The sequence below is a fragment of the Methanobrevibacter sp. TLL-48-HuF1 genome, from assembly GCF_023617305.1.
GTDB classification, from domain to species: Archaea; Methanobacteriota; Methanobacteria; order Methanobacteriales; family Methanobacteriaceae; genus Methanocatella; species Methanocatella intestini.
The window spans coordinates 1,766,295-1,778,044 of record NZ_CP081485.1; the positions used below are offsets into that span (position 1 = coordinate 1,766,295).

The following is an 11,750-nucleotide window of genomic DNA, read 5'->3' on the forward strand; positions in this document are numbered from 1 at the left end:
TCCTCAATTTTTTCAATGATAATTAATTTTGATTTAATGTTATATTTAATTTGCTATTTTTCCTTGTAACTTTTTATTAAATTTATCAAGAAATTCTGATTTTTTTTCATTTGGAATGTAGGCTCCGCAAGCTATTGCATGGCCTCCACCGGTACCTCCAACTTCTTTTGCGATTTCACGCATTATATTACCGAAGTGAATTCCGTCATAAGCTAAAAGTTTGGAGCATCTAAGTGAGACTTTGATTTGGTTATTTTTTGGTTTACTGAATCCTAAAATAGGTTTTTTCCAATTGCAGTAACCTAAAACCATACCAGTTATTGTACCGATGATATTGGAAGCTATATCTTCATCAAAGTCACTGCAGTCAAAATATTGGAAATTATCAAGTTCAATAATTTCTGAGTGGTAATTATCTGCAACTTTGCTGATGGAAGTGGCCAAATTATATTTGTGTGTTTTACTGACTTCTTCTAAAGAATCCAGAGCAACAATTCTGTCTCCTTTAAGAATATCTACTCCAATAGCTTCTTCACGGTTTCTGCCACAGGCATTCATAGCTGTTGAAAATTCAGAACCGTCTCTTAGAAAACTTCCTTCCTCTTCATTTAAGAAGGTGTATGCATCTCCGACAATCAGTTTAGGAACATATTTAAGGTATTTTGGAGGAACTCTTTTGGAAATCATTCTGCTTAAAAATTTCTTGATTTCCATTTTGTCCTCTTCAGTTACCTCTGACAATGTTTTTCTGTTGTGTTTTTCATCAACTCCCAATTCTTCCAAAACAACTTTAGCTTCCTGCTGATTGTTGGTTATCGGTAACTTAACATCACTGAAATAAGAGAGTGCAACGTATAACGGTCTGGTACTGCGTCCATAGATGTTTAAATCATTTTTAGTTACTTTCAAAAGACCTTCATTAATTGCATCTTCCTGGATAATTTCATTTAATCCTTCAAAATGTCCTGTTTTATTGTTTTGCATATCTCCAATAGCTGACAGGACACCAATCCAGCTCAAATCCTTAAAGCCAAATGTTTTAGCTAAGAAATAACACAATCCTCCACCGCAAATATAATATGATCCATCAATACCATAAAACATCGGATTAATTTCTAAATAAGTATATGCTTTGTCATTTTTATAGTTGATGTCTCTTAATGGTGGGTGGTGGTCTAAAATCAGTATTTTCTGATTGTCTTTTGCATTTTTGTCAACTCCCTGACCAGATCCTAAATCTGAAAAAATTGTTAATTCATGATCCAGATTCAGGTCTTCTATTTCATCCAAGTTAACAAATTCAATTTCATAATCCTTGTTTAAACGGTCCAATATTATAGATAGAATTGCACCGGAGCAGATTCCGTCACAGTCAGTATGTGTATAAATTTTAATGTTGTTGTTAGATTCGATTAACTGTTTAGCTTCAAGAAACTGCTCCTGCATTTCATTTGGTATTTCCATCATTGTTTTATTTCCTGTAGTTTTAAACTGATTTCTTTTAAAAGCTCTAATTTGGATTTATCACTTTCAACTAAGATACGTCCTGATTTTTCATACCATTTGCTGGGATATGCTCTTTCTTTTTGAGTGCTGTAAGGTAAATTAAGTCTTTTTAGAGCTTTTTCAATATCCTGCAGTTTTGGGTCTTCTACAGCTATTTCTTTTGATACTTTTCTGCCTTCATTTAAAGAGAGGTTTTTATCCAGATACTGTGGCCATACTGTAATCATATTAATTCACCTTCAAATTTAATGATTCTTTTTTATTTGTGTTTCAAATATTTCTAAAGCATTTTTAACAACTAAATCCATATTGTAATATTTGTATTGAGCTAGACGTCCTGCAAATATTACGTTTTCTTCTTTATCCATTTCTTTTTTGTACTGCTGGAATTTGTCAAGGTATTCCTGAGTAGGATACGGATAACATAATTCTCCATTGAATCCGGGATATTCCTTCATAATTGCAGTTTTGCCTTCAACATCCTGCATGGTTAATTTTTTAAACTCAGTAATACGGGTAAAGTATGGATGATTCGGATAATTGACAACACCAACTTCCTGATAGGAATCTTCGTCTAAAACTTCATATACAAAGTTCAGACATCTGTATAATAATTCCCCGTATTTGTAACTGTAAAAATAATCAATAGGCCCTGTGTAGATTAAAGTATCATACTCAATATCTTTTAAATAATCCTTATAATCAGTATTTAAGACGACTTTGATTTTATCATTGTCAATCATCTTTTCACACATTTTAGTAAAACCTTCTTTCGGCATTCCCTGATATGTGTCTTCAAAGTATCTTGTATCATGATTAAACCTGAAGGGGATTCTTGAAATTACTGACGGATCAAGATTTGCTGCTGAGGTTCCCCACTGTTTTTGAGTGTAGTTTTTAAAAAGCTTATTGTAAATGTCACGACCTGCATTTTTTAAAACAACATCTTCACTTGATTTGATTTCATCAATATCTTCTTTGTGCTCTTCAATCCATTTTTTCATAGATTCTTCATCTAAATCAAGGTCATATAAAGCATTTAAAGTATCTATGCAGATAGGCATAGGTACTAATTTTCCGTCTACATTACTTAAAACATGATGTTCGTAGTCTAACCATTCAGTAAACTCGGACAAGTATTCGTAAACGATTTTTTCATTGGTATGGAAGATATGAGGTCCGTATTTTTGTATTAAAATGCCGTCTTCGTAGAAATCATAAATATTTCCGCCGATATGATTTCTTTTTTCAATAATCAGAACTTCTTCATTAAGCTGGTTAGCTATTCTTTCAGCTATTGTTAAACCGGAAAGACCAGCTCCAACAATTACATATTTCATTAATATTTACTCCTTGTGTATTTTAATTGCAGATTCAATAGCTGTTGTCATGGAAGATAATAACATTTTGGTTTTTAAATCGCTTTTATGAATCCTTTTAAGCTTTTCCACTTTGCTTAACAGTAATCTGTTTTCGTTTTTGGTAAACGGTGAATTTTTCCATGTATGCATCCAGTAAATTAAATGAGGATTAACTGAAATTGTTTGAATATCTTTGGAAAACCTTTCAGTGCACTGTCTGGCATAAATATATGAGTCCATTAAATCGCTGAGGAATCTGACATTTACATTATTGGTAATTGACTTGTCATCAGGCAAATCACGTACATAATAGTCATAGCACATGAAATTATTCAAATATACAATTCCGTCAGCTTTAAGAAGAGTTTCTAAAGTAAATGCCAAATCGTCCCCGGAAACAAATGGCTGATAACGGATATTTTTATCCATAATAAGTTCCCTTTTAAAGATTTTACTCCAGACAGAAGGAGCCATTTTCAATAAATCAGGCTCTTCTTTAATGCTCTTAACATGGATAACATCAACAGGTTCGTTTCTTTCATATTTTCCCTGAATATTTTTGCCGTATAAAGCATGTTCTAAAATGTGGTCCCAAACATAATCCGGAACATTTAAAGGATTTGCTGTTTCAAATGTTTCATCAGGATAAGCGCTTTCCAAATCATCCAAATAAGGGGAATATGATTTCTGAACAGTTTCACCGTAAGTGTAGATTCTTCTAAATCTGCCAAAAGCCATATCTGCATCATATTTGGTTACGGCATTGTATAATACTTCACAGGCATCTAATGTATATCTGTCATCAGGATCTAAAAACATGATGTAATCGCCGCTGCATTCTTCAATACCTCTGTTACGGGGACCGTTAGCTGCACCAGTATTTTTTTCCAGGTGAATAGCCTTACAGCAGTCATATTTTTCATCATATTCATCAATAATCTTTCCACTTTCATCAGTAGAACAGTCATCTACCATAATGATTTCTAAATTTTCATTTCCTATTGTTTGGTTGATTAAAGAATCAATTCCTCCTCTTAAATGAGGGCCGACATTAAAAATAGGTAGAATAATACTTATTTTATCTTTCATGTGAATTTCTCCAGGTTTTGAATAATAACTCCATCATATCACGAACAGTGTAAGTATCAGGATATATATAATTAATATTGTACTGGTCTAAAATTTTACCGGTAATGGGACCAATACAGACAGTTAATAAATTATTTGAAAGTAAATCAGCTAATTTTTCTTTGTTTTTAGATATTTTAAAGAAATTGGTAACAGTTAAAGGACTGGTAAAAGTAATTGCATCAATTTCATTATTTTCTATTTTAGCTATCAAATCACTGATTTTATCTTCATCCATTGGGAATAATGATTTGTAAGCTTCAGCAAGTATAACTTTATTGTTAAGCTTTTCTAAGCCTTCCGGCAGAACAGGTCTTGCAGAAGCAGTTCTGGGAATTCCAATGGTCTGATTTGTAATATTTCTTTTTTCAAATTCCTCTAAAAGACCTTCTGCTGTAAAATCTTCAGGTATTAAATCAACTTTAACGCCCTGTTCACTGGCTATTTTTCCGGTTTTATTTCCAATTACAGCTACTTTACAATCTAAATTTTTTAAAAAATCAGGATAAAAAAGATTTAGTGAAGTAATTGTAGTTGGAGAGGTAAAAACAATCCAATCCAGCAAATCTTTATTAGCTATTAAATTCTTTAAAGATTCACTATTAACCGGTTTTAAATCTAAGGTAGGAGCTAGAATATATTGGCCTCCTAACTCTTCAACAATCTTACAGGCTGCTTTAGATCTGTCAGCAGGCCTTGTAATTGCAACAATGGGTCTTGACATTTAATTTACTCCAAATAATTTAATAATATTATAATTTTTGATTTTATTAGTTAATATTATTTATGTATTATTTGTTGTTAATAATTAAAAATTACAAAATGGTAAAGTGAATTCCTACAAAGTAGTAAAGTAAAATACTACAAAATGGTAAAGTGAATTGCTACAAAGTAGTAAAGTAAAATACTACAAAATGGTAAAGTATATTACTACAAAGTAGTAAAGTAAAACTATGTAAAATAATAAAGTAGGTTGTGTTTTATAATGAAAAATTACTTAAAAAGATATCTTGATGATGAAATTGAAAAATATCTTGAGGTTATTGGTGCAATTCTTATAGTGGGTCCAAAATGGTGTGGAAAAACAACAACTGGAGAACACCATGCTAAAAGTATTATTAAATTACAAGATAAAGATAAAATTAAATCCTACTTAAAATGGGCAGATATTAAACCCTCAAAACTTTTAGAAGGTGAAAAACCTAGATTAATTGATGAATGGCAAATAGCTCCAGTATTATGGGATACAGTTAGAAATAGTGTTGATGAATTAGGGGGGGAAGGATTGTATATTTTAACAGGATCTACAATTGTTGAGGATTCTGAAATAATGCATTCTGGTACTGGTAGAATTCATAAATTAATGATGAGACCAATGAGTTTGTATGAAAGTGGCGAATCTAATGGTAAAATTTCACTTGTAGATTTATTTTATTCACCTAATTTGGATATTGATGGAATTACATCAGATTTATCAATTGAAGAGTTAATATTTGTAACTTGTAGGGGGGGATGGCCAGAATCATTAAATAAAAAATCTAAAGAAGCCCAATTATTACTTCCATATGTTTATGTGGATAGCATATGTGAAAATGATGCATCATTAATTGATGGTGTTAAAAGAGATCCGAATAGAGTTAAAACTATCTTGGCATCATATGCAAGAAATATTTCAGAATCTACAAAAGATTCAACAATAATTTCAGATATTAATGCAAATTTTGAGGATATTAGTAAAACAACTTATTATCAATATATTGATGTTTTAAAAAGATTATATGTAATTGATAATGTAAAAGCATGGTCTCCAAATATCCGGTCTAAAACAAGTATTAGAACTAGCTCTAAAAAACAATTCATAGATCCTTCTATTGCTGTAGCCGCACTTGGACTGACTCCAGAATTGTTAATGGATGATTTAAACACTTTTGGATTTATTTTTGAAAACTTATGTATAAGGGATTTAAAAGTTTATTCAAGTGCTATTGGAGGAAGGGTTTCATTTTATAGAGATAGATCCAATCTTGAAATCGATTGTGTATTACATTTAAAAGATGGTAAATATGCATTAATCGAATTTAAATTAGGTAGTATGGAAGAAGAAAAAGGTGCAAAAAATTTACTCAAATTAAACGATTCAATAGCGAGAAAAAACATGAAACAACCTTCATTTTTAGCTATTATCACTGGTGGGGAATTAGCATATACTAGGAAAGATGGAGTTAAAGTAATTCCTATAGGCTGTTTAAGATAATTTTAGTTAGTATTTGTGTTTAATTAATAGTTTAATTCTAATCTTGACTATTTTCAGGTAATCAAATATAGTTTATTCTAATAAAATTAATAAGATACAAAAATTAATAATAAATTATAAAGATGGGGACTGGCTATGTACAAAATATCTATGATTATACCTGTTTATAATGCGGAAAAATACCTGAAAAGAACAATAAATTCAATTATTAATCAGAGTATCGGTTTTGAAAATATTGAACTTATTTTGGTAGATGATAATTCTCAGGATAACTCAAAAAGCATTATAGAAGAATATGTAGCTAAATATGATAATATAATTGGTATTTACTCTGATAAAAACCATGGATTTCCGGGATTTGGAAGAAATAAGGGTATTGAAATAGCTAGTGGCCAATATATTATGTTTTCAGATAATGATGATGAACATGACGAAGATTTATGTTTAAAATTGTATGAGGCTATTGTTTCAGAAGATGCAGACATAGCTTCCTGTGATAAAGTTAAAAGAGATAATATTAAGGATATTCCAGTATCTGAAAAGTATGTTGGCGGAAAGTTAAGTTCCAATGGGAATATTATAGTCTCAAATGATGATCTGGCATATTTTGAAGATATAACAATCTGGAATAAGATTTTTAAAAAAGAAATCCTTGCAGATAATAATATAAGATTTGTAGAAAACATGCTGGCTGAAGACTTGCTTTTTTGTCTGGAAGTCTTTTTCAACTCATCTAAATTAGTTTATTTGGAAAAATATTACGGATACTTTTGGGATATGCATGAAGAGTCATTATCTCATGAATGCAGTCCGAAACATGTGGAAAACTTACTTAATTCAGTTCCTGAAATGTTTAAAATTTTAGATAAATATAATAAAAAAGATTTAGCTAGTTTTTATTTTAAATTCTACTTACGTAATTTGCTCAGATTTTTCATTGATGTTAATACAACTGGAAGTAATTTGAAATCAATGATTAAAAAGTTGTATAACTATGAAAAAGAAGCTGGATTTGGATGCAAGGCTAATGAAGGATGGGCAAATATAATTAACTTTTTTATAGTTCACAGATTCTTTAATTTAGCTATTTTAATTATCAAAATCATGAAAGCTTCAAAAGAATCTACTTTTTTAAGAAAGATTTTCAGGTCTGTTTAATTGTTTATGCTGGATATTGTCTTAAATAAGGAATATTGTTATTATTTTGAATAATTGGAGTGATATGTAACATTAATTTTTTATATTAACATTTTTAATATATTTATTGTTCATTATAAGGAGGTAATAAATGATAAATTTTAATATTGAAGATGTTCAAAATATTTTAAGAAAGTGTAATGTTAATGATTTGGTGGTTCATCCACATATTTTAGATAATTGGTTTGAACGAGATTATAATTTAAATTATGTTGCAAATTGTTTAGTTAATGAAGTGCCTTTAAGTATTTCAAAAACTTGTGAAAATCGTTTTAAACTTATTTATCCACATGAGGGTGTCCGCCAAAATTGATTTTTGATTTTTCGTCAAAAAAATTTTTGGGCTTAATTTTTATTATTTTTAATATATTTCAATTAATTTTTGTTTATTTTATTTTATTTGGTTTAATTATTTTTTAAATTATTGTTTAGTTTTATTTTATTCTTATTTTTGATTTTTAATGGTTTTAAGACAGTTAAGTTTATATACTTTGTTGTACATATTTTATATTAGATATAAGTTGTTTTGGTGTTGTTATTTATGGTTAAAAGAAAGTTTGATAGGAATCAGGCAAAATTGGGCATTAATACTCTTGATTGGAATGTTCCGGAGAATCATATTTCTCGTTTTGTTGTTGAATTTGTTGAAGAAGTTTTTCCACTTTTAAATATCAAAGAACCCAAGAAAAAGAAAGGAAGAGACTCCCTTCCAGTGGATTCCATGTTAAAATTGCTTATTTATGCCAAAATCCAACATATTGATAGAACATCAATAATTGCAGATATGGCGCGATACCATGATATATTTAAATACGTGTGCGATGATATTAGACCTTCTGAAAGATCAATCCAAAGATATCGAAGAGAATATGGCCATTATTTTGAAGTATTGCTGCAAATGACATTAAAAAAGGCCTTTGATGAAGGATTCACTGAATTTAATCACGTTGCCATTGATGGAACCATCAAAAAAGCATACAATTCCAACAACAACACCATTACAAAAAAAGAAACTCAAATATTGATCGATTACTACGAAGGACGACCTATTGACCCTGAATGTCTTGAAAAACTTCACAAACCTGCTCAAAGATTATTGGAAAAGAAAGACATAGATGATGAAGATAAATTAGAACTATTATATGGAATAAAAACACAATTTACATTCACAGGACAGGATAAAATTCCAGTAAATGATATAGAAGCAAGATTTATGAAAGGAAAGAAAGGAAACTTCATGGTTGCTTATAATATCCAATCTGCAGTCGATTATGATACCAAATTAATCTGTGCAATAAACGTCACACAAAACCCGACAGACCACTACGAACTACCAATAATCGCAGAAAGAGCAATAAGAAACATTAACACCACACCAAAGTATATAAGTGCCGATACAATATACTTAAACCAAATATCACTATCATACTTAGCAGATAAAAAAATAGATGGTTTAATACCAAATAGAAAGCAAAGTAAAGAAAAAATAGGAAAATTAAATCCAAATCCATACCATAAAGACCATTTTGAATATGATTATGAATTAGATGCATTCAAATGCCCAAAAAATCAATATATGCACTTTTTCGCAAAATACATCGAACCACACAAAGATCCAGAAAAACCAGACAAAATAAAAAGACTCTACAACAATTATGAAGCCTGTAAAAACTGCAAAGCACGAAACAAATGCTTAACAGGCAAACAAACACACAAAACCATCACAGAATACGGATCAGAAATGCAAAAAGCAATGAACGAAAAAATGGAAAAACAGGAATATAAAGACGAATATAGCAAAAGATCAAGCGTTGAAGGACCATTTGGAATATTCAAAGAACAATTCCAAATAGAAAAAGAAGTAGTCATCGGAATGGTAAAAACAGAAGAAAGAATAAACTTAGATGCATTAGCATATAATTTAATACGACTACACAACATAAAACAAGAAATAAAAAACACAACAGAAGATTTAGAAGATTTCTGCGAAAGCACATCCATTAAAAACCAATTAAAACTTGATGTAACAATATTTTAAAAAAAATCAACAAGTCAGCCAAAATTCAATTTTGGCGGACACCCATGAAAAAAATAAAAATGATGATTTATATATTATTATTGTAATTGATGACTTTGATAATGTAGAAGTTTTAACAGTATATTCATTTAATAAAAGGAGGCGTGAGCGTGATATTGAACGAAAATAGTACTGTATTAAAGTATATGTATGATTATTCTTCAGATGTTTTAGGAGTTAAAGTCAAAAATGATTTTATCTATCATGAAACCGTTGAACTGGAAGATGGTGTATTATTGGATTTTGATAAAAATGATGTGCCAGTTTCTTTAGAAATTATGGATGCTTCTAAAAGATTCAACATTCCAAAATCTTCATTAAATGATTTAAAATTTTTTAATATGACTGTTGTTGTTGATAATAAATTTATTACAATTAATGTTGTTATTGGTGTTTTAATTCATAATAATGAAAATAAACAGATTTTAGAATCATTTACTGTTAATAAATATGGAATTCCAAATATAACTGCTGATTTAACTATTTAAACTATTTTTTTTATCATTCTGAAAAATTGCCTTGACTTTGGAATATTGCACTTAAATGCAACTATATTACTTTTTATTTAATAATTGATGATATAAAAAAATAAGAATATTTAACGGATTTAATTTTTAGTATAATTTTCAAGCATATCTTTTAATTTTATGGCCGTAGCTGGACTCATAACAATTTGTAAATCTGATTCGCTGATTAGCTCAAAATTATCATTTTTATTAATCAATTTGTTGTTTACTATAATTAGCCTGACTTCTTCGTCGTCTCCTCCCACTCCAAATGATGATGCATGAATGACTTCAGATTCATCTTTAATGTTTATACTAGAGTTTATTTGTATTTCTTTATTTTTATTTGCCATATTAAAATCCTCCAATTTTGTAATATTTTTTAGTGTTTGTTAAATCTAATTTATTATAGCTATTTTTTGGGTTTTTGGAAGGACAGGTAATATTATATTTTAATTGTCTGTATTCCTGTTTATTGATTAATATTTCTTCATTTAATTCAATTTCTTTTTCTAATTTGTCTAAATCAACATCTTTTGTATTTTCGTCAAAAAGTTTGTCTAATTCTTCATCAGAATATTTTATAAATTCTTCAGTTTCATATGATGATTGTTTTTCAAGTTCTTTTTTGGCTAGATATTCCTGTAGTGCATCTAATTTTTTAACAATTTCTGAATTGAAATTTAATTCGTATTTTGAATTTTTTAAAATCAGTATTTTATTTTCCAGCAGTTTATCAATAAATTTATCTAATGTAGATCTAGATATTTCAGCTCCTATTGCTATTTGTTGTTTGGTATAGCTTTCAAAAGGATTTGCTAATAAATAGTCTAATACTTTTATTTGGGGGCATTTTCCTAAAATTTCTATTAGCATACTTAATCATTCCATGTATAATAATTATACAATTCCCATTAATAAATTTTTGTAAATTGTCTAAATTGAATACATTAAATATTATATCTTTAATTTAATAAATTAATAATGGTGGTGATTAAGTTGTATGGAATTTTGTGAAGAAGAAATTGAAATAAAAATTGTATATGCATTGCATAGGAGAGCATATTACAATAAAAGGCACACTCCTATAAAAAATGTATGCAATAGATTATCATATATTCCCTGTAAACAAATAAATAAAGCTGTAAAGAAATTACACAAAAAGGGAATCATTGGCATTAAAAAAACATTTCATGGTGCGGATATCTATTTAAATCACAAGAAAAAAGCTGAAATTCAGGATATGATTTCAACTAAACTATCTGAATTAAATGATTTTTAAAATCATGCGGTTGTGTTTAATTTAAACTATTTTTTTTATCATTCTGAAAAATTGCCTTGATTCTGGAATATTGCAGTTAAATGCAACTATATGGCTTTTTATTTGATGAAAGTATTTTACTTATTTTAAATGTGCAGTTATTATGGTATAGCTGGAAGCATTAACAGTTATTATGCATCCGTCAGCTTCAATGTAATAGTTTTTACCTTTGCGACTTATTTTAGTGTTTTTATCTTTAATTTTGGAAATGCAATAGCCAACGACATCATCAGTATCTAATTTGAGGTTTCTTTTAATTCTTCCAACACCCATTGTGGTGGTGTGTATTTTATCTGTGTTTTCAAGCAGGCTCATGTATGTTATTTTTGAGGGATGCTACAGATAAATATTCTGTTATAATTGTTTTAATAGAGGAATATTGATGTTAAATCCTACAAAA

14 protein-coding genes are annotated in these 11,750 nt (G+C 29.0%); 6 read left to right on the forward strand and 8 right to left on the reverse strand.

Annotated elements, in window-relative coordinates:
* Window positions 1-45: 45 nt before the first annotated feature.
* From K4897_RS08355 to K4897_RS08375, 5 genes are read right to left on the reverse strand one after another with little or no spacing between them, the layout of a single operon-like run.
* Window positions 46-1,467 carry a DHH family phosphoesterase gene (locus K4897_RS08355; RefSeq protein WP_019265334.1) on the reverse strand — a complete coding sequence of 474 codons (1,422 nt, stop codon included), beginning with the start codon at window positions 1,465-1,467 and terminating at the stop codon, window positions 46-48.
* The gene (locus K4897_RS08360; RefSeq protein WP_019265335.1) at window positions 1,464-1,733 is read right to left on the reverse strand and encodes a signal recognition particle subunit SRP19/SEC65 family protein; all 270 of its coding nucleotides are present in this window, start codon (window positions 1,731-1,733) and stop codon (window positions 1,464-1,466) included. Before K4897_RS08360 ends, K4897_RS08355 begins: the two co-directional genes overlap by 4 nt.
* Window positions 1,734-1,751: 18 nt before the next feature.
* On the reverse strand, window positions 1,752-2,846 hold the full coding sequence (gene glf, locus K4897_RS08365; RefSeq protein ID WP_019265336.1) for a UDP-galactopyranose mutase: 1,095 nt from the start codon (window positions 2,844-2,846) through the stop codon (window positions 1,752-1,754).
* A 6-nt stretch (window positions 2,847-2,852) separates the two neighbouring features.
* The gene (locus K4897_RS08370; RefSeq protein WP_019265337.1) at window positions 2,853-3,956 is read right to left on the reverse strand and encodes a glycosyltransferase family 2 protein; all 1,104 of its coding nucleotides are present in this window, start codon (window positions 3,954-3,956) and stop codon (window positions 2,853-2,855) included.
* Window positions 3,946-4,719 carry a uroporphyrinogen-III synthase gene (locus K4897_RS08375; protein ID WP_019265338.1) on the reverse strand — a complete coding sequence of 258 codons (774 nt, stop codon included), beginning with the start codon at window positions 4,717-4,719 and terminating at the stop codon, window positions 3,946-3,948. The genes K4897_RS08370 and K4897_RS08375 overlap by 11 nt, the downstream gene beginning before the upstream one ends.
* A gap of 261 nt (window positions 4,720-4,980) precedes the next feature.
* Between K4897_RS08375 and K4897_RS08380 the strand changes: the two genes are divergently transcribed.
* The 5 genes from K4897_RS08380 (at window position 4,981) to K4897_RS08400 (ending at window position 10,011) form a co-directional block, all read left to right on the forward strand.
* On the forward strand, window positions 4,981-6,249 hold the full coding sequence (locus K4897_RS08380) for an ATP-binding protein (RefSeq protein WP_250416028.1): 1,269 nt from the start codon (window positions 4,981-4,983) through the stop codon (window positions 6,247-6,249).
* Between the two features lie 135 nt (window positions 6,250-6,384).
* Entirely contained in the window at window positions 6,385-7,407 is a 1,023-nt protein-coding gene (locus tag K4897_RS08385) for a glycosyltransferase family 2 protein (RefSeq protein ID WP_250416030.1), read from the forward strand.
* A 130-nt stretch (window positions 7,408-7,537) separates the two neighbouring features.
* Window positions 7,538-7,759, forward strand: a complete 222-nt coding sequence (locus K4897_RS08390; RefSeq protein WP_250416032.1) for a hypothetical protein — start codon at window positions 7,538-7,540, stop codon at window positions 7,757-7,759.
* Between the two features lie 228 nt (window positions 7,760-7,987).
* Window positions 7,988-9,484 carry a transposase gene (locus tag K4897_RS08395; protein ID WP_250415666.1) on the forward strand — a complete coding sequence of 499 codons (1,497 nt, stop codon included), beginning with the start codon at window positions 7,988-7,990 and terminating at the stop codon, window positions 9,482-9,484.
* 149 nt (window positions 9,485-9,633) lie between these two features.
* On the forward strand, window positions 9,634-10,011 hold the full coding sequence (locus K4897_RS08400) for a DUF2283 domain-containing protein (protein ID WP_019262841.1): 378 nt from the start codon (window positions 9,634-9,636) through the stop codon (window positions 10,009-10,011).
* A 119-nt stretch (window positions 10,012-10,130) separates the two neighbouring features.
* On the opposite strand, the gene K4897_RS08405 is transcribed toward K4897_RS08400, so the two are convergent.
* Both K4897_RS08405 and K4897_RS08410 read right to left on the reverse strand, forming a co-directional pair.
* Complete coding sequence (locus K4897_RS08405) at window positions 10,131-10,382, reverse strand: hypothetical protein (protein ID WP_019265342.1); 252 nt, start codon at window positions 10,380-10,382, stop codon at window positions 10,131-10,133.
* A 1-nt stretch (window position 10,383) separates the two neighbouring features.
* Window positions 10,384-10,905 carry a hypothetical protein gene (locus K4897_RS08410; RefSeq protein WP_019265343.1) on the reverse strand — a complete coding sequence of 174 codons (522 nt, stop codon included), beginning with the start codon at window positions 10,903-10,905 and terminating at the stop codon, window positions 10,384-10,386.
* A gap of 127 nt (window positions 10,906-11,032) precedes the next feature.
* Between K4897_RS08410 and K4897_RS08415 the strand changes: the two genes are divergently transcribed.
* Window positions 11,033-11,311, forward strand: a complete 279-nt coding sequence (locus tag K4897_RS08415) for a hypothetical protein (RefSeq protein ID WP_019265344.1) — start codon at window positions 11,033-11,035, stop codon at window positions 11,309-11,311.
* Window positions 11,312-11,431: 120 nt separating this feature from the next.
* On the opposite strand, the gene K4897_RS08420 is transcribed toward K4897_RS08415, so the two are convergent.
* A complete protein-coding gene (locus K4897_RS08420) occupies window positions 11,432-11,665 on the reverse strand; it encodes a DUF3781 domain-containing protein (RefSeq protein ID WP_250416034.1) in 234 nt (77 codons plus the stop codon).
* Between the last annotated feature and the right edge of the window lie 85 nt (window positions 11,666-11,750).

Excerpts from the sequence above, each read along its gene's own strand:
- K4897_RS08355 (WP_019265334.1), bottom strand. The coding sequence starts at position 1,467 with ATGATGGAAATACCAAATGAAATGCAGGAGCAGTTTCTTGAAGCTAAA.
- K4897_RS08360 (WP_019265335.1), bottom strand. The coding sequence starts at position 1,733 with ATGATTACAGTATGGCCACAGTATCTGGATAAAAACCTCTCTTTAAAT.
- glf (WP_019265336.1), bottom strand. The coding sequence starts at position 2,846 with ATGAAATATGTAATTGTTGGAGCTGGTCTTTCCGGTTTAACAATAGCT.
- K4897_RS08370 (WP_019265337.1), bottom strand. The coding sequence starts at position 3,956 with ATGAAAGATAAAATAAGTATTATTCTACCTATTTTTAATGTCGGCCCT.
- K4897_RS08375 (WP_019265338.1), bottom strand. The coding sequence starts at position 4,719 with ATGTCAAGACCCATTGTTGCAATTACAAGGCCTGCTGACAGATCTAAA.
- K4897_RS08380 (WP_250416028.1), top strand. The coding sequence starts at position 4,981 with ATGAAAAATTACTTAAAAAGATATCTTGATGATGAAATTGAAAAATAT.
- K4897_RS08385 (WP_250416030.1), top strand. The coding sequence starts at position 6,385 with ATGTACAAAATATCTATGATTATACCTGTTTATAATGCGGAAAAATAC.
- K4897_RS08390 (WP_250416032.1), top strand. The coding sequence starts at position 7,538 with ATGATAAATTTTAATATTGAAGATGTTCAAAATATTTTAAGAAAGTGT.
- K4897_RS08395 (WP_250415666.1), top strand. The coding sequence starts at position 7,988 with ATGGTTAAAAGAAAGTTTGATAGGAATCAGGCAAAATTGGGCATTAAT.
- K4897_RS08405 (WP_019265342.1), bottom strand. The coding sequence starts at position 10,382 with ATGGCAAATAAAAATAAAGAAATACAAATAAACTCTAGTATAAACATT.
- K4897_RS08410 (WP_019265343.1), bottom strand. The coding sequence starts at position 10,905 with ATGCTAATAGAAATTTTAGGAAAATGCCCCCAAATAAAAGTATTAGAC.
- K4897_RS08415 (WP_019265344.1), top strand. The coding sequence starts at position 11,033 with ATGGAATTTTGTGAAGAAGAAATTGAAATAAAAATTGTATATGCATTG.
- K4897_RS08420 (WP_250416034.1), bottom strand. The coding sequence starts at position 11,665 with ATGAGCCTGCTTGAAAACACAGATAAAATACACACCACCACAATGGGT.